Annotated in this window: 18 protein-coding genes; 10 read left to right on the top strand and 8 right to left on the bottom strand. The window is 43.7% G+C overall.

The genetic code is table 11. From position 1 onward, the window contains the following. Positions 1–229 precede the first annotated feature (229 nt). The 3 genes from AC07M6_RS03565 (at position 230) to AC07M6_RS03555 (ending at position 2,497) form a co-directional block, all read left to right on the top strand. Complete coding sequence (locus AC07M6_RS03565) at positions 230–1,609, top strand: dipeptidase (RefSeq protein ID WP_494887540.1); 1,380 nt, start codon at positions 230–232, stop codon at positions 1,607–1,609. 425 nt (positions 1,610–2,034) lie between these two features. After that, positions 2,035–2,169 carry a hypothetical protein gene (locus AC07M6_RS03560; RefSeq protein ID WP_494887539.1) on the top strand — a complete coding sequence of 45 codons (135 nt, stop codon included), beginning with the start codon at positions 2,035–2,037 and terminating at the stop codon, positions 2,167–2,169. A 1-nt stretch (position 2,170) separates the two neighbouring features. After that, complete coding sequence (locus AC07M6_RS03555) at positions 2,171–2,497, top strand: hypothetical protein (RefSeq protein WP_494887538.1); 327 nt, start codon at positions 2,171–2,173, stop codon at positions 2,495–2,497. A gap of 69 nt (positions 2,498–2,566) precedes the next feature. Here the strand turns inward: AC07M6_RS03555 and AC07M6_RS03550 are convergent, their stop codons facing one another. After that, a complete protein-coding gene (locus AC07M6_RS03550; RefSeq protein ID WP_494887537.1) occupies positions 2,567–3,664 on the bottom strand; it encodes a mandelate racemase/muconate lactonizing enzyme family protein in 1,098 nt (365 codons plus the stop codon). 301 nt (positions 3,665–3,965) lie between these two features. Here AC07M6_RS03550 and AC07M6_RS03545 point away from each other — a divergent pair, with 301 nt between their 5' ends. Further along, on the top strand, positions 3,966–4,691 hold the full coding sequence (locus tag AC07M6_RS03545) for a DUF4290 domain-containing protein (RefSeq protein ID WP_494887536.1): 726 nt from the start codon (positions 3,966–3,968) through the stop codon (positions 4,689–4,691). 118 nt (positions 4,692–4,809) lie between these two features. Continuing rightward, positions 4,810–6,117 carry a UDP-N-acetylglucosamine 1-carboxyvinyltransferase gene (gene murA, locus AC07M6_RS03540; RefSeq protein WP_494887535.1) on the top strand — a complete coding sequence of 436 codons (1,308 nt, stop codon included), beginning with the start codon at positions 4,810–4,812 and terminating at the stop codon, positions 6,115–6,117. A gap of 95 nt (positions 6,118–6,212) precedes the next feature. On the opposite strand, the gene AC07M6_RS03535 is transcribed toward murA, so the two are convergent. The 3 genes from AC07M6_RS03535 to AC07M6_RS03525 form a co-directional block, all read right to left on the bottom strand. Beyond that, complete coding sequence (locus AC07M6_RS03535) at positions 6,213–7,586, bottom strand: OmpA family protein (RefSeq protein WP_494887534.1); 1,374 nt, start codon at positions 7,584–7,586, stop codon at positions 6,213–6,215. 267 nt (positions 7,587–7,853) lie between these two features. Continuing rightward, complete coding sequence (locus tag AC07M6_RS03530; RefSeq protein ID WP_494887533.1) at positions 7,854–8,399, bottom strand: hypothetical protein; 546 nt, start codon at positions 8,397–8,399, stop codon at positions 7,854–7,856. Positions 8,400–8,404: 5 nt separating this feature from the next. Beyond that, positions 8,405–8,836, bottom strand: coding sequence for an OsmC family protein (locus AC07M6_RS03525; protein WP_494887532.1), 432 nt, complete (start codon positions 8,834–8,836; stop codon positions 8,405–8,407). A 95-nt stretch (positions 8,837–8,931) separates the two neighbouring features. Here AC07M6_RS03525 and AC07M6_RS03520 point away from each other — a divergent pair, with 95 nt between their 5' ends. Continuing rightward, positions 8,932–9,408 carry a hypothetical protein gene (locus AC07M6_RS03520; protein WP_494887531.1) on the top strand — a complete coding sequence of 159 codons (477 nt, stop codon included), beginning with the start codon at positions 8,932–8,934 and terminating at the stop codon, positions 9,406–9,408. A gap of 164 nt (positions 9,409–9,572) precedes the next feature. On the opposite strand, the gene AC07M6_RS03515 is transcribed toward AC07M6_RS03520, so the two are convergent. Then, positions 9,573–10,013: an Hsp20/alpha crystallin family protein gene (locus tag AC07M6_RS03515; RefSeq protein WP_494887530.1), complete on the bottom strand. Its 441-nt coding sequence runs from the start codon at positions 10,011–10,013 to the stop codon at positions 9,573–9,575. A 136-nt stretch (positions 10,014–10,149) separates the two neighbouring features. Here AC07M6_RS03515 and AC07M6_RS03510 point away from each other — a divergent pair, with 136 nt between their 5' ends. After that, positions 10,150–10,596, top strand: a complete 447-nt coding sequence (locus tag AC07M6_RS03510) for an acyl-CoA thioesterase (RefSeq protein ID WP_494887529.1) — start codon at positions 10,150–10,152, stop codon at positions 10,594–10,596. Between the two features lie 143 nt (positions 10,597–10,739). On the opposite strand, the gene AC07M6_RS03505 is transcribed toward AC07M6_RS03510, so the two are convergent. The 3 genes from AC07M6_RS03505 to AC07M6_RS03495 are packed head-to-tail and all read right to left on the bottom strand — an operon-like array spanning position 10,740 to position 13,840. Continuing rightward, positions 10,740–12,137: an FAD-binding oxidoreductase gene (locus AC07M6_RS03505; RefSeq protein ID WP_494887528.1), complete on the bottom strand. Its 1,398-nt coding sequence runs from the start codon at positions 12,135–12,137 to the stop codon at positions 10,740–10,742. A gap of 5 nt (positions 12,138–12,142) precedes the next feature. Beyond that, positions 12,143–12,499, bottom strand: coding sequence for a dihydroneopterin aldolase (folB, locus tag AC07M6_RS03500; protein WP_494887527.1), 357 nt, complete (start codon positions 12,497–12,499; stop codon positions 12,143–12,145). Positions 12,500–12,559: 60 nt separating this feature from the next. Further along, positions 12,560–13,840 carry an MFS transporter gene (locus AC07M6_RS03495; RefSeq protein WP_494887526.1) on the bottom strand — a complete coding sequence of 427 codons (1,281 nt, stop codon included), beginning with the start codon at positions 13,838–13,840 and terminating at the stop codon, positions 12,560–12,562. 264 nt (positions 13,841–14,104) lie between these two features. Here AC07M6_RS03495 and AC07M6_RS03490 point away from each other — a divergent pair, with 264 nt between their 5' ends. The 3 genes from AC07M6_RS03490 to bla are packed head-to-tail and all read left to right on the top strand — an operon-like array spanning position 14,105 to position 15,946. Then, entirely contained in the window at positions 14,105–14,368 is a 264-nt protein-coding gene (locus tag AC07M6_RS03490; RefSeq protein ID WP_494887525.1) for an autorepressor SdpR family transcription factor, read from the top strand. A gap of 7 nt (positions 14,369–14,375) precedes the next feature. Next, the gene (locus tag AC07M6_RS03485) at positions 14,376–15,035 is read left to right on the top strand and encodes an SdpI family protein (protein ID WP_494887524.1); all 660 of its coding nucleotides are present in this window, start codon (positions 14,376–14,378) and stop codon (positions 15,033–15,035) included. A gap of 20 nt (positions 15,036–15,055) precedes the next feature. Continuing rightward, positions 15,056–15,946, top strand: coding sequence for a class A beta-lactamase (gene bla / locus AC07M6_RS03480; RefSeq protein ID WP_494887523.1), 891 nt, complete (start codon positions 15,056–15,058; stop codon positions 15,944–15,946). Positions 15,947–16,029: the final 83 nt, after the last annotated feature.

Raw genomic sequence — 16,029 nt, 5'->3', positions numbered from 1 at the left:
GTCAACAATCTATTTTAATTTAACCTGGCTATTAATTAATATGCAAATAGGATACCATAGCGCATTTTATCTTATAATTAAAACCATCAGACTTAAAACCGACCACATTTGTTGCACGGCCTGAAAAATAAAGATTTAACGGGGCATTTTAACGGGGAATAAAAAGGAAATATATCCACAATCCGTATTCTCAATAAATAGATTTTATATTTGCTGCAAACTAAATATAATGCAACATATTAAACAGTTTATCGAGGCCAATAAACAGCGCATGCTGGATGAATTGCTGGAATTATTACGCTTCCCATCCGTTAGCGCCGACCCAAAATACAAAGCCGATGTATTAAAAACTGCCGATTACGTAGCCAAAAAGCTAATTGACAGCGGCGCCGATAATGTGGAGGTTTGCCCTACCGCAGGTTACCCTATTGTATACGGCGAAAAGATCATTGACCCTGCCCTGCCTACCGTGTTGGTTTACGGGCATTACGATGTGCAGCCGCCCGATCCGCTGGAACTATGGCATACCCCTCCTTTTGAACCTACCATACGCGACGGTAAAATATTTGCCCGTGGCGCCTGCGATGATAAAGGCCAGTTTTATATGCATGTAAAGGCATTTGAGCTGATGATGCAAACCAATACCCTGCCATGCAACATTAAGTTTATGATTGAGGGCGAAGAGGAAGTTGGATCAAATAACCTGGGTATATATGTTAAAGCTAATAAAGAGCGCTTAAAGGCCGATGTGGTACTGATATCGGATACCTCCATGATCAGTATGGAAGACCCTTCGTTAGAAACCGGGCTGCGTGGCTTATCCTATTTGGAAGTTGAAGTAGTTGGGCCCAACCGCGATTTACACTCGGGCGTATATGGCGGCGCGGTGGCTAACCCGGCAACCATCCTGGCAAAAATGATAGCTTCCCTGCACGATGAAAACAACCACATTACCATTCCGGGGTTTTATGATGATGTACTGGAGCTAACCGGCGATGAAAAAAAAGCGCTGAACTCGGCGCCCTATAACGAGGATGAATATAAAAAAGACCTGGGTGTGGATGAGCTTTGGGGCGAAAAAGGCTATTCAACCTTCGAGCGTACCGGCACCCGCCCAACTTTAGAGGTAAACGGCATTTGGGGCGGCTATATTGGCGAAGGCGCTAAAACCGTACTCCCCTCAAAGGCCAATGCCAAAATTTCCATGCGTTTGGTACCCAACCAGGGATCGGACAAGATAACCAAATTGTTTACCGATCATTTTATCAAAATTGCACCGCCTTATGTTAAGGTTACCGTTACCCCGCATCACGGCGGCGAACCGGTAGTTACCCCCACAGATAGCATCGCTTACCGCGCGGCGCAAAAGGCCATTACCCAATCGTTTGGTAAAGCGCCTATCCCAACACGCGGCGGCGGCAGCATCCCTATTGTGGCCTTGTTTGAAGCCGAATTAGGTATTAAAACCGTATTAATGGGGTTTGGCTTAGATAGCGATGCCCTGCACTCGCCAAACGAAAAGTACGACATTTACAACTATTATAAAGGCATTGAAACCCTGCCGCTGTTCCACAAGTATTTTGCGGAGTTAAGCGCGGCGGCGGAATAGTCATTGAGTCATTAAGTCATTGAGCCATTGAGTCATTGAGTCATTGAGTCATTGAGTCATTGAGTCATTGAGTCATTGAGTCATTAATGGGATTTTTGGGGATAGCGATGGTTTAACACCATCGCTATTTTTATGCGGTAAATTTAAAGGCAGGTACTCATTAATATTTAATAAACCTTTCAGTTCCCAAATAAAACCCTATCTTTATTAAAATTCATCATAACCCACACTCATTCCTATTTACTTAGGCATTGCCAGTTTTCTGATCCGGCAGTATTTAAGCTTTTGCTATACTAACATCAGGACTATCTAACAGGCATTTCATAATAATGCTTTTTTCACTATACCCTTTGTTATCAATTTAACAAGTAGCGGGTTTATTATAAGGCTCTTAACACAAATATATATCCATAAATAACATTACCATGAGTAAAGACAAAGGCGCTAAAAAAGAAACAAAGAAACTACCTAACCCGGTTGGCAAAGGCGCACCATCAGACTATCAGGCAGGCAAAACCCGCTCATCATCAATAGATACCGTACCCAACAAAAAGAAATAATATGGCAACCAATAAAGGAGTAGAAATGCAAGCCACAATGTATGTTTATGATTTAAACAACACCGCGCGCGAATTTGGCTTTAAGCCGGACGAAGGCTGGGAACTAAACGTTGCCACGCAGGACGAAAAGTTGTTTATTGAAAAAAGATACCATCCTACTATCGCTACCAAAGTATTGCCCGAGATCTTATCGGAAATGTTTGGCCTGGTAAAGGATAAACTGATCCAGGTAAAGTCCGACATTCGCAACAACCTGCAAACCGGCGGTACCAACAATACCGAACTGCAATATTTGGTTGCGTTTAACCCCAAAAGGCCGAGACATTAAGGTTAGTGATTAGAGATTAGTTAATTAGAGATTAGGCTTTAACGCGTTTTTCAACTAATCTTTGATTAACTAAACACTAATTAACTCGCATTTTGATAAAAATGCGTCATCCGCATCAGCGCCTATGCCAATGGCATCGGGCATTTTCAGGAAATAACCATCGTAAGTAACACCGTTTACACAAGGATCTTCCAGGTGGCCCAGCTTGCAGGTATCCATATCAAAAAACCTGATGTTTGGGCTGGCGTATACCAAATGCAGCTTGGCGCTTAACGCTATCCTGCTTTCCAGCATCCCGCCCATCATACAGGGAATCCCCCGTTCGGCCGCTCCATCGTGAATTTTTATCGCCTCGTTTATCCCGCCCGATTTTGACAGTTTGATATTGATATAATGGCACGAATTGGTTTTCATCTGTTTCAGCGCGTCGTAATGGTTATACACACTTTCATCGGCCATAATTTTAACCGGCGATAACCGCATCAGTTCGGGCAGTTGGTCGTCAAACCAGGTGCGCATGGGCTGTTCACAAAATTCTATATCATATTGTTCTAAGGCCTGCAGGGCATAAACCGCGTCGTCAAAAGTCCAGCCCTGGTTAGCATCAATACGGATATGCATATCGGGCCCAACCGCCTCCCTGATCTGGCGGATACGCTCGATATCCTCGTCGGCGGTTTTACCCAGCTTTACTTTTAAATAATTAGCCCCTTCGTTACGGAAAGCCAGCGCCCGTTGGGCCATTACTTCGGGTTTAGCTATACCAACAGTAATATCGCTTTCAATCACCCGCGGGTTACCGCCTAAAAACTGCCACAAGGGTAAGCCGGCATTTTTGGCTGCAATATCATATAAGGCCATATCAAACGCGCTTTTTATAGTAGTGTTACCGGCCGTAAAATCGTGTAGTTGCTGCAAGCGGGCGGGGATATCCAGCGGATCCTGACCTTTCCATAGCCGGGCAAAATCCTTCGCCATTACCAGGCAGGTATCCTGCGTTTCGCCAACGATCATCGGGAAAGCCGAGCACTCGCCCACGCCATAAAAACCGGCGTCGGTATGCACACGGATAAAGGTATTTTGCGCATAATCCATAGTGCCGGTAGCAATAGTGAACGGCTCCATGGGTATACTGAAACGGTATATATCTATTTTAGTGATGATCATTTTGTATAAACAGCTTTATTTAATGCCAAACCGGGTTAAATATAAAAAGCGTTTTTTAGGGTTAACACTTTTTTGCCATAAAAAATTACAAATATTTGATAAACAGCAATTTATAAAATAAAAATTCAAAATTGTGTTAAGTTGTGTTAACCCTATCCTGCCATTTTGTTTTGTAAAACAAATGAGGTACATTTGTACTTCTTCTATCATTCAACTTTAGTCGCCCGCTGTTGATTCATCCGGCAGGATCTGTACTAATTTCAGTCTTCATTATACAATATTCATTTAAAATATTAATTATATGGCCTTACAAGAAACGCCTAATTTTGACTATAACTCAACACGGAAAAAACTATTACTGTCTGAATACGGCCGCAACGTTCAGAACATGGTTAAATACATTGTGGAACTCCCTTCAAAAGAAGAACGGAACAAATACGCGCTGGTAGTAATTGACCTGATGGGTTTCCTGAACCCGCACCTGCGCGATGTAGCCGATTTTAAGCATAAGCTTTGGGATCACCTGCATATCATATCCGATTTTAAGATTGATGTAGATTCGCCCTACCCCATACCTTCGGTAGAGGCTATCCATTTAAAGCCCGAACCATTGCGTTATCCGCATCAGCGTATCAGGTACAAGCATTATGGCAAAACCATAGAGCTGATGATAGAAAAAGCAAAAAGCATTGACGAGCCGGCCCGCAAGCAACACATGGTGCAGGCCATTGCCAACTTTATGAAAATGGCTTACGTGCAATGGAACAAAGATTCGGTTGCTGATGAAAGTATCCTGGCCGATTTGCGCGAACTATCAAAAGGCGAATTGAAACTGGAAGACAACATCAACCTGAATAAAGTTGAATACCGTACCGCGCCTGCCAGTAACCCGCGTAATAACAATCCGCGTAACAATAACCCGCGCAATAACAATAATAACAACCAGCGTACCAATAACAACAACCCCCGTAATAATAACAACCAGAACAACCGTAACCGTAACCCCGGCGGCGGCAGGAAATACTAATTGGGCTGCGCCGTTCATGGTTCATAGATCATGGTTCATGGTATAACCAATCTTACCGGCTATGAACTATGAACCATCAGCCATGAACTAATTGTGAACCATCAACTATGAACTAAACATGACTAACGCATTTGAAATAATTGGCGGCAAGCCGCTTAAAGGCGAAATTATACCACAGGGCGCTAAAAATGAGGCGTTGCAGATATTATCAGCCGTATTGCTGACCAGCGAAAAAATGACCATCAGCAATATTCCTGATATTAAGGATGTAAATAAGCTGATTGAGTTATTAGGCGATATGGGCGTGGCTGTTGAGCGCCTTAACGAAGATACCTACACTTTTGAAGCCAGCAATATCGACCTGAATTTTTTCGAGTCGGATGTATTCAGGCAAAAAGGCGGCAGCCTGCGCGGATCGGTAATGATAGTAGGCCCGCTGCTGGCCCGTTTTGGTAAGGCATCTATCCCCAAACCCGGTGGCGATAAAATTGGCCGACGCAGATTGGATACCCACTTTGTAGGCTTTGAAAAATTGGGCGCGCGCTTTGATTTTAATGCAGAAACCGGTTTTTATAATGTAGATGCATCTAACCTGCAGGGTACCTATATTTTGCTGGATGAAGCATCGGTTACCGGTACCGCTAACATTGTGATGACGGCTGTTTTAGCCAAAGGCACCACCACCATTTACAATGCCGCCTGCGAACCCTACCTGCAGCAGCTTTGTAAAATGCTGAACCGCATGGGTGCAAAGATCAGCGGTATAGGCTCTAACTTGCTAACCATTGAAGGTGTAACCGAATTAGGCGGGACAGAACATAGGATGCTGCCCGATATGATAGAGATCGGATCGTTTATTGGCCTTGCGGCGATGACCGGATCCGAGATCACTATTAAGGATGTACATTATAAAGAACTGGGGATGATCCCCGATACGTTTAAACGCCTGGGTATTAAGCTGGAGCTACGTGGCGACGATATTTTTATCCCCGCCCAGGACCATTACGAAATAGAGACTTTTATTGATGGCTCTATCATGACCATTGCCGATGCGCCATGGCCGGGCTTTACCCCCGATCTGATCAGTATTATCCTCGTTGTAGCTATACAAGCTAAAGGCTCGGTATTAATTCATCAAAAAATGTTTGAAAGCCGCCTGTTCTTTGTAGATAAACTGCTGGATATGGGTGCCCAGATTATCCTGTGCGATCCGCACCGTGCTACTGTTATCGGTTTAGATAAACAGGTACAGTTAAGGGGCATCTCCATGACATCGCCCGATATCCGTGCCGGCGTATCGCTGCTGATAGCAGCTTTATCGGCCCAGGGCAAATCAACCATTTATAACATCGAGCAAATAGAACGCGGTTATCAGCATATAGATAAACGCCTGCAAGCGCTTGGCGCAGATATCAAACGGGTGTAAATTACCCTCCTGTTAAAACAAGAAAGGCGGATCAAATTGATCCGCCTTTCTTGTTTTAAAATTCCGCTACAAATGAGGGGGATTTAGAGTGAGGTCTAAAATAAGGTAAACTCAACCCTGCGGTTTTGCTGACGACCGGCAGCTGTTTTGTTAGTAGCTATCGGTTGTGTTTCGCCATAACCTGTAGCTTCAATGCGCGAAGCATTGGCGCCTTTATTTACCAGGTATGATTTGATCGATTCGGCACGGTCTTTTGAAAGCTTCAGATTGGCATCGTTAGAGCCTACATTATCTGTATGCCCGGCCAGTTTCAGGCTAAAATTTTTGCTGACCAGCAGTTCGGCTACCCTATCTAAACTTGGGAATGATTTAGCGCGGATAGTTGCTTTACCAAAATCAAACTCCAGGTTCCTGATGGCTTCCTTAACTACTTTCCTGTCTTCCTCGGTTACATATACCTTTACATCAGGCTTATTAACGGGTAAAGGACAGCCTGCACCATCAACCTTGGTACCCGCAGGTGTATTAGGACATTTATCAAAGAAATCAGGCACACCGTCATTGTCGCTATCCATGGTAAATTTAGCCAGGTTAGCGTTTGTTACGGCTAAGTTTGCGTTAGTAGTGTTCAAATCGTTACGTAACTGGTCGCTTTTAGCTTTCTCTGCCGCAATCTGGTTTTGCAGGGCTATTTCCTTCATGGTATATTCGGTACGCATAGATGCTACCGGGTTATGTGTAGCCAACTGCGGTTTTGATTTTTTGCCTAAGGCAAATTCCAACCCGATATGCCCGTATGAGAACTGATCGTAATTGCCACCGGTAGTATAGCCATCAAGATTATCGCTATGCATAAAATTAACCTGGTAACCCAGATCGATATTTACACCCGATGCAATATTGAATTTTAAGCCAACACCAACCGGCACATAAAATTCTTTAATGTTTTCACCGTTACGGTAACCGGGAGTTGCTACGCCCGATGCATTATATAAAGTTGGCTTATAACCGCTTAAACCACCACCGGCAGTTATATAAGGTTGCATACCGCCCTGTTGGTTACTCCAGCTAATATTAGCAAGGGTAATTACCGCGCTAAGGTCGGCCGCGTAATTAATATCTGTTTTATACTTTTTAAATGTGGTACCTAACGCGGGGTCGGTCCCTTCAATTTGCCCTCTGAAAAAATTAGCCTGTATGCCAAATGAATGCCATATCTGCTTTTTAATATAAGCGCCATAGCCCAAATTTATTTTTTGAGTATGCCAATCTTCCTTACCTTGAAAAGGTGTGTAATTTGATGCAGAGCCACCATGTATACCTATTGACCAGGTACGAAAGGAACTGGCCGGTGAAAATGGTTTAACATAAGTTGCGGTGGCAATTGAATCGGGTGATTGCGCGAAAAGGCTTCCCCCGATAAAAAGACCCGACAATAATAGCGATGTTCTTTTTAAATGTAGTTTCATGATTTTTTTTAGATTTATAATACTATGGTAGTATTCTGAGTTTATACATGCTTTGATATCAAAACATATAATAGTATATTCAACATCAGTGCCAGTAACTACAACGCCCGCTTATTAACGATGGATTAATAGCGTAAAACCTTTTAGTATACATAAGCACAGGCAATTGATCCTGTACAGCACCAGGAGAGAGCCGAATTTGTTTATTATAGAGAAACAATAAAATAGTACTAAAAGCCCTACAAGTTGATGTTAATACGAATCGGCCTAAGGATTATTTGAATTTTGAGTAGAAAGCATCCGTAAAAACTCCGGCATTTTTGAATGTAGCAGATCTATCGCTTCAACACTTTTACCATTCAAGTTACCTTTCATAGTTTTTCGGATCAACTTATTTTCATGTATATAATAACGCCCTTCAAAGGCCGTCTTTAACTTCGTATAATCTAATGAATTTGTTTTTTTATTAGGTACGAAATTTTGTTGTCGCTCATAAATAAATATTACGTTTTGATCTTCCAGATAAAAATCAAATGTTTTTATGCAGAATGACAAACCTAACGAGTAGGTGACTTTAACAAGTTTACTATCTTTAAAATATCCGGTTAACACCTGTCCATTATCTGTAGGCCGATAATTAGGATCGATTCCCGATAGCTTATCAGTCTCAATATCAATCTTTTTAAGTGTTTTGTCCGAATTGATATTTTGAAATACAGACCGTATATGTGCTATGCGGTCAGCATTAGTTTGAGTGAATGCCCCAAATGGAAATATCAGAATAGAGAGAATGATGATAATTCCGGTCCTCATCGCCCCTATTCAGCCGGATGTATAAATACCTGCCAGTTTACAGCAGCGCCGGCGTTCTTTAACGTAGCGGCAACAGAGCAGTATTTATCAACGGATAACTCAACGGCGCGTTTGGCCTTATCTTCATCAATATCTCCGTAAAGGTGAAACTCCATCGTAACATCTTTCCATAATGATGGCTCAACGCCAGCCTCGCGGTCGCCGTTCACTACCATTTTATAGTCTTTTACATCCTGACGCTGTTTTTTCAGGATACTGATCACATCAATAGCCGAACAGCCCGCCAAACCCATCAGTAGCATTTGCATGGGGCGTACGCCAAAGTTTTTACCGCCGCTTTCGGGGCTGGTATCCATTTTAACAGTGTGACCGTTTTGGTCGCTGGCCTCGAAGCCAAAATCGTCGCTAACGCGTGAAAGATTGATTGTAACAGACATGGTAAAATTATTGTTGCAAAGTTATGGTTTTAATTTTTTTTACTATTGATTAATTCAATTTAAAAGCCTTAACTTTAATATATAATCGCAAACGTATGAAAACATTAATTTTATTTATGTCATTTTTTTGCGTTTCTTTCATCTGCTTCGCGCAAAAGCAACTCATCTCTTACGAAGACCTGAAATACTTATTGGAAAACAACCTGGGTAAGGCCGATACCTTCCTGACGGCAAAGGGCTATGCTATTGTTAAGATCAATAAAAAAACCAATAACCGGCGGTATCTGACCAGCATGCCCGGCGGCACAAAATCGGCGGTTGAATTACGCTCGGATGGCAGAAAGGTTTTTGTTGAGATCATTACAGATGATGTTTCGCAGTTTAACATGATCCATAATTCTATCTCATCGTTTTTATTAGCCAGTACCAGCTACAGCGATATCCAAACCTACAATGTAAAGGATTTGGGTACAATTTATATTTCCGTTAATGATACAGTGCCCTACAGCCCTATCCGGAAGGATTATGCTATCCACCTGGTGGCCGAAAAAGGGATAACGAGTTTGAATTAATATTAAAAGTGTGGTAAAGAGCGATCTCTAAGCGATAATTATTAACGTATAAGATTCTCTCTCCATTCCAAATAGCATGATAAAAGAAAGGCCGGCTGCTTGCGCAAACCGGCCTTTTCCATCACTAATCAAACCACTCTACTCTTATGAAAACGCTCTTTTAATTATTTCACAGCAATTTCGCGCGACTGAATTTTAGCTTCTTCCTTTTTAGCTATGTTCAGGTTTAATATACCATCGGTATACTGGGCTTCAATTTTTGCGTAATCAGCACTATCAGGCAAGGTGAACGACCTTACGAATGATTGGTAACTGTACTCGCGTTTGCTGTATTTTTTAGTCTCTTCGGTTTCTTCCGATTTCTTTTCAACCGATACGCTTAATACGTTTTTGTCTAAGCTGATCTTGAAATCTTCTTTCTTTAAGCCGGGAGCGGCCAGCTCAATATGAAATTCATTTTCGGTTTCGGCAATGTTAACGGCCGGGCTTTTGCTTTGTAATTTGCCGTTGATAAACGAGTCGTTAACTATCGCGTCAAATACATCATTAAACCATGGATTAACTGCATGTTGTTTGTGGCCGTTGTTAAATTTTACTAAAGTCATTTTATATCCTCCTAAGGTTTTGTTTTTTATTATTTTCGTAAATGGTTAATCAAAGCAAATACCAACGCGTTTTTTAACCCATATAGCAGACAAAATGTCCGCTATACTTAATAATCTACCGACAAAAAGACATACAATGGCTGAAAATTTAGCTGATTATAAATTTAGCACCCCTATACACATCCGTTTTTCGGATATCGATGCTTTCGGAAATGTGAGTAATACGATCTACCTTACTTATTTTGAAATTGCCAGGCAAACTTATTGGAAAGAAATTATCCAGTGGGATATGAGCCAGGCCGGGGTAATTTTAGGTAAATCTGAAATTAATTACCTGAAACCGCTGGTTTTGGAAGACCAGGTAAAATGCTACGTACGTACATCGCGCATTGGCAACAGCAGCTTTGATGTGATGCACATACTGGTAAAAGTAACCCCCAACGGCGAGGAAATTTGCACCACAGGAAAAAGCCTGTGCGTAAGCTATGATTACAGCGCTAAAAAACCTATAGGCATCCCCAAACACGAGCGCCAGCGGATGATTGAGTATGATGAGCCAGGGTTGATTACGAATACGAATTGAGCGCCTTCGGCGAGTGATTGGAGATTAGTGATTAGAGATTAGGTTAAAAGTTTGTCATTGCGAGGTACGAAGCAATCGCGAACTTTGCAAGATCGCTCTTTGAGTGTGCGATTGCTTCGTACCTCGCAATAACATGGTGTAAATTAGAATATCTTCCCCGGATTCATGATCCCATTAGGATCAAACACCGCTTTAATTCCACGCATCAGTCCGAGGTGCATTTCCGAATACTTTAGCGGCATATATTCCTTTTGTACCAGGCCAATGCCGTGCTCGCCGCTGAGGGTGCCGCCAAGGGCTATCGTCAACTCAAATATCTCGCGGATGCCGCCTTTTAGTTTGGTGTTCCAGTCCTCATCGCTCATTTGGCCTTTAATGATGTTAACGTGCAGGTTACCATCGCCGGCATGACCATAGCAAACCGACTCGAAACCGTAGCGCGAACCAACTTCCTTAATTCCATTGATCAGTTGCGGTAAAGCCGCGCGGGGAACTACCGTATCCTCCTCTTTATAAACCGAATTTGATTTTACCGATTCGGCCATGGTACGGCGCATACGCCATAACTCTTCTTTTTGGGCGGCGGTATCGGCAAATAAAACATCCTTACAATCAAATTCCTCCAGTACCAGGTTTATCTTTTCGCAGGCATCAAATATCACATCCATATTGGTACCGTCAACCTCTATTAATAGAAACGCGCCGATGCCATCGTGCAAATCAAATACAATGTTATCATGCTCAATTACCCACTCCACTCCCCTGCGCTCCATAAACTCCAAAGCCGATGGCACAATACCCGCCCTAAATATAGCCGATACCGCCCCACAAGCCGCCTCGTTAGTAGTAAACGAGGCCAGCATTAAAGCCGTTTGTGTTGGCGCCGGTATCAGTTTCACCACAATTTTGGTAACGATACCCAACGTCCCCTCCGATCCGATAAATAATTGGGTCAGGTTATAACCCGATGCGTATTTCAGGGTGTTGGCCCCCGTCCACATGATCTCGCCGTTGGGCAATACCACTTGCAGGTTAAGGATATATTCGCGGATAGTACCATACTTTACCACCCTTGGCCCGCCCGATCCGTGCGATACGTTACCACCGATAAAGCAACTCCCCTTGCTGGCCGGATCAACCGGGTATAACAGGCCTTTTTCTGCCACCGCATCAATAAACATTTCGGTTATTACGCCGGGTTCAACGGTTGCCTGCAGGTTATCCTCGTCAATTTTAATAATGTTATTAAAGCGTTCCATGCTGATCAGCAAGCCGCCTAATATGGGCAACGCGCCGCCGCTTAAGCCCGTGCCCGCTCCACGTGGCGTAACGGGGATCAGGTTATCATTACAAAGCTTTAACAGGGCCGATACCTGCCCTGGCGTATTCGGTTTAGCCACAACCTCGGGATAGTAATGCAGGTCCTCGGTTTCATCGTGACTGTATTTCTCCAGGTCTTCGTGTAAAGTTATTACAGCGGCATCCCCAACAACTGCCGTTATCGCCTTTAAAATATCTTCAGTTATTTTGTTGTATTGCATCAGTACTATTTATCGTTAGTAACCGTAACCGACGAGTAGGCCACACGGCCTTTTAGCGGCGGGTTCAGTTTTTTTAGTTCCACACGGATATTATCTACATAAGGATAACCGGCCCTGATCCTATCGGCTATGGATTGCGCCACGGCTTCCAGCAGTTTGCGGGTATGTCGCATTTCCTCTTCGGCAATAGCATAAAGCTGCTCGTAATTTACCGTATCGGCAATATGATCGCCGGTCAGGTCGGCCCCGGTATAAAACACCACGTCAATATCCAGCACAAATTTATTTCCCAGCAATTGCTCTTCGGGGTAAAAGCCGTGCAGGGCAAAAAACTCGGCGCCGTGTAAACTAACCTTGATCATTTGCCAAAGGTAATAATTTTGTTAATCCGCGCTCTTATTAACCTGCAACCGGGCCCCTATTTAAACGTCCTCCATTTTAGAATGCTTGCGCGTATCGCCCATTGTGCAATAGATTACCAGCGATATCGCGATACAGATGGTTACATACCAGTAAAACCACTCCTGGTGGCCGTGGTTTTTAAACTCCAATGCTACCCACTCTGCCGAACCACCAAAAATAGATACCGCAATGGCATAAGGGAAACCCACACCCAGCGCGCGGATATGCGCCGGGAAAAGCTCGGCTTTTACAATAGCATTGATAGAGGTATAACCGCTTACTATAACCAGCGCGGCCATTAATAACCAAAAAGCTGTCCACGTTTGATGTGTATTGCCTAAACTATACATCAACGGCACTGTTGTCAATGCCCCTAATATCCCGAAAGCGATGAGCAATGGCTTGCGGCCTATCCTGTCAGACAGTAAGCCGAATAAAGGCTGCAACAACATAAAAATAAACAGCGTTGCCGATGATATCAGCGTAGCCGTGTTTTTGCTAAAGCCCGAAGTAACCACCAAAAACTTTTGCATATAGGTGGTATAGGTATAAAAAGCTACCGTACCGCCCAGCGTTAAACCAATAACCGTTAATACCGCGCGGGGGTGTTGTATTAATGCCTTAAGGGTGCCCCTGTCCGGCTTATGCCCGTTATTTATCTCTACCGATTCCTGCAAACTGCGGCGCAGGTACATCACCGTAATGGCCAAAAACGCGCCGATAGCAAAAGGGATGCGCCAGCCCCATTGATGCAGTTGCGCCGATGTAAGGAATACACGCTGCAATAATATCAGCACACCAAGGGCTGTGAGCTGGCCCATAATCAACGTTACATATTGAAAACTCGAGTAAAAACCACGGTGCTTTTTAGTTGCCATTTCGCTGAGATAGGTGGCGCTGGTGCCGTATTCGCCACCCACGCTAAGGCCTTGAATAACGCGGGCAATTACCAATATAATGGGCGCGGCTATGCCAATTTGATTGTATGCCGGCACCACGGCTATCATTAACGAGCCAATGCTCATTAACATTACTGATGCTGTCAGGGCTGCCTTGCGCCCTTTACGATCGGCATAGGTACCCATTACCCAACCGCCTATAGGCCGCATCAGGAAACCAAGGGCGAAAACACCCGCTGCATATAACAACTGCGCTACCTGGTTATCCGATGGAAAAAACGAATCGGCAAAGTAAAGGGAGAAGGCCGAATACACATACCAATCGTACCATTCTACCAGATTGCCCAGCGAGCCGCCGACAATGGATTTAATGCGATGGGTGGTGGTTTGTGGAGTATTCATAAGAGTTTATTGACGATTTAAACTTAATGATTTTAGTGTGGATTTTACGGCGATTTAACCACAAAGCGCACAAAGATTTTTTCACAAAGTACACTAAGGCCCTTAGTGATGAATAGTAAGTAAAAGTTAAATACTATTGAAAATACCTTAAATCTTTGCGCTCTTTGTGGTTCTCCCTTTGTGCGCTTTGTGGTTAAATTTTAAATAATATTCTATTGTAACATAACATTTAGATATTTGTCTAAATAACTAATAACAACAAAATTGAACTCACTTTTTAAAGCCCTTAACGATCCAACCCGCCGCGAGATACTGGAAATGCTGAAAGATAAGGATATGACTGCCGGCGATATTGCCGACCGCTTCCATATCTCCAAGCCCAGCATCTCGCATCACCTCGACTTGTTGCGGCAGGCGGGGCTGGTGGTTTCGGTTAAGGAAGGACAGTTTATCAGCTACTCGCTTAACACTACCGTGCTGGACGAAATGCTGAAATGGATTATGCAATTCACACAAAACAATAAATAATAACACAATGAAAAAGTTTAATGCCCTTGACGGCGCTGCTATCATCATTTGGCTGTTGCCGATGATATACCTTTATATGATCTACAGTTCGTTGCCTGCCGTTGTGCCGATGCATTATGGCGCTGATGGGCAGCCAAATGGCTACGGCAGCCGCAACAGCTTTGTAATGGCCGAATTATTGATATCCGGAGTTGGCGCGCTGATGTACCTGTTAATGCGTTTCCTACCCAGTATCGACCCTAAAAAACAGGCCAAATATGGCGAATCGGTTTATGGTAAACTGGCTTTGGGTGTGTTATTGTTTTTAACGGCGCTTAGTATTGCCATTACTTATGCCACCATACATAAGGGACTTAAAATAGATAAAATATTATTCCCGCTAATGGGCTTGCTGTTTGCATTTATGGGGAATATGATGAATAATATTAAGCCAAATTATTTTGCCGGCATCCGCACCCCCTGGACATTGGAGGACGAGGATACCTGGCGCGTCACACATCGCCTGGCAGCAAAAGTTTGGTTTGTTGGCGGTATTGCACTTACCATTTGTACCCTGCTTTTAACAGGTACAATAACCAGTATAATTTTCCTCGCCGCAGTAGCAATTATGGTGCTTGTGCCGGTTATTTACTCGTATATCTATTATAAAAACCATCGCCCGGCTTAAAAAAATGCTTAGTTTTGGGTATGCGTAAATATCTGTTCCCTGCCGTTTTTTTGTTTAGCCTAAGCACTTTTACCGCCAATGCCCAACACCAGGCCCTGCGGGATGAGATTAGCCGCATTGCCGCTTCATCAAAAGGTAAAGTTGGTGTGGCTGTGCGTGTACTGGAAACGGGCGATACCCTTACCTACCACAATCAGGACCGCTATGTATTGCATAGCGTAGCCAAACTGGCCATAGCCATGACCGTACTGCGCGAGGTTGACCGTGGCCGCTTTAAACTGAACCAGCCTATCCATATCACTAAAGCCGACCTGCCCCCTACTTACAGCCCCCTGGGCGATAAATATCCGGAAGGTAATGTAGATGTGCCTGTTGATATTTTAATCAATTACATGATATCGCTAAGTGATAATAATGCCTGCGATATTTTGCTGAAACAGTTAGGCGGCACTAAACCGGTAGAAGATTTTGTGCACAGCCTGGGCATCAGCGCTATTGCTATTAAAGCGTCCGAAGCGCAAATGGCGGCGGCATGGCCGGTACAGTATAGCAATTGGTGCCAGCCCTATACCCAAGTGCAGCTTTTAAACAACATCTTCAACAGGTCGGTACTATCACAAAGCAGCAGCGACTTTTTGTGGCGGGCCTTGCTGGCTACATCAACCGGGCCAAAACGGCTGAAAGGCATGATGCCTGTCAGTACGCCCGTTGCCCATAAAACAGGCACTTCGCCCACTAACGATAAAGGCTTGACACCTGCAACCAACGATGTGGGGATCATCATCCTGCCGAACGGACGCCATCTGGCCATAGCTGTTTTTATTACCGATTCCTACGATCCTTTAGCTATCCGTGAATTGATTATTGCCCGGATTGCAAGGGCAGCACATGATGAGTTTTTGAAACGTTGAGATCTATTAATTTGTCATTTCGAACATAGTGAGAAATCTTATACGCGCAGACTGTCTGCGCGTATAAGATTTCTCTTTCGCCC

This window comes from Mucilaginibacter sp. GW821-FHT07H05 (assembly GCF_059418485.1).
Note: the sequence above shows the minus strand (reverse complement) of the source record. Positions and strands in the feature narration are given on the sequence as shown.

Bases quoted from the DNA above. Each gene is read 5' to 3' on its own strand.
- AC07M6_RS03565 (WP_494887540.1), top strand. From the start codon at position 230: ATGCAACATATTAAACAGTTTATCGAGGCCAATAAACAGCGCATGCTG.
- AC07M6_RS03560 (WP_494887539.1), top strand. From the start codon at position 2,035: ATGAGTAAAGACAAAGGCGCTAAAAAAGAAACAAAGAAACTACCTAAC.
- AC07M6_RS03555 (WP_494887538.1), top strand. From the start codon at position 2,171: ATGGCAACCAATAAAGGAGTAGAAATGCAAGCCACAATGTATGTTTAT.
- AC07M6_RS03550 (WP_494887537.1), bottom strand. From the start codon at position 3,664: ATGATCATCACTAAAATAGATATATACCGTTTCAGTATACCCATGGAG.
- AC07M6_RS03545 (WP_494887536.1), top strand. From the start codon at position 3,966: ATGGCCTTACAAGAAACGCCTAATTTTGACTATAACTCAACACGGAAA.
- murA (WP_494887535.1), top strand. From the start codon at position 4,810: ATGACTAACGCATTTGAAATAATTGGCGGCAAGCCGCTTAAAGGCGAA.
- AC07M6_RS03535 (WP_494887534.1), bottom strand. From the start codon at position 7,586: ATGAAACTACATTTAAAAAGAACATCGCTATTATTGTCGGGTCTTTTT.
- AC07M6_RS03530 (WP_494887533.1), bottom strand. From the start codon at position 8,399: ATGAGGACCGGAATTATCATCATTCTCTCTATTCTGATATTTCCATTT.
- AC07M6_RS03525 (WP_494887532.1), bottom strand. From the start codon at position 8,836: ATGTCTGTTACAATCAATCTTTCACGCGTTAGCGACGATTTTGGCTTC.
- AC07M6_RS03520 (WP_494887531.1), top strand. From the start codon at position 8,932: ATGAAAACATTAATTTTATTTATGTCATTTTTTTGCGTTTCTTTCATC.
- AC07M6_RS03515 (WP_494887530.1), bottom strand. From the start codon at position 10,013: ATGACTTTAGTAAAATTTAACAACGGCCACAAACAACATGCAGTTAAT.
- AC07M6_RS03510 (WP_494887529.1), top strand. From the start codon at position 10,150: ATGGCTGAAAATTTAGCTGATTATAAATTTAGCACCCCTATACACATC.
- AC07M6_RS03505 (WP_494887528.1), bottom strand. From the start codon at position 12,137: ATGCAATACAACAAAATAACTGAAGATATTTTAAAGGCGATAACGGCA.
- folB (WP_494887527.1), bottom strand. From the start codon at position 12,499: ATGATCAAGGTTAGTTTACACGGCGCCGAGTTTTTTGCCCTGCACGGC.
- AC07M6_RS03495 (WP_494887526.1), bottom strand. From the start codon at position 13,840: ATGAATACTCCACAAACCACCACCCATCGCATTAAATCCATTGTCGGC.
- AC07M6_RS03485 (WP_494887524.1), top strand. From the start codon at position 14,376: ATGAAAAAGTTTAATGCCCTTGACGGCGCTGCTATCATCATTTGGCTG.
- bla (WP_494887523.1), top strand. From the start codon at position 15,056: ATGCGTAAATATCTGTTCCCTGCCGTTTTTTTGTTTAGCCTAAGCACT.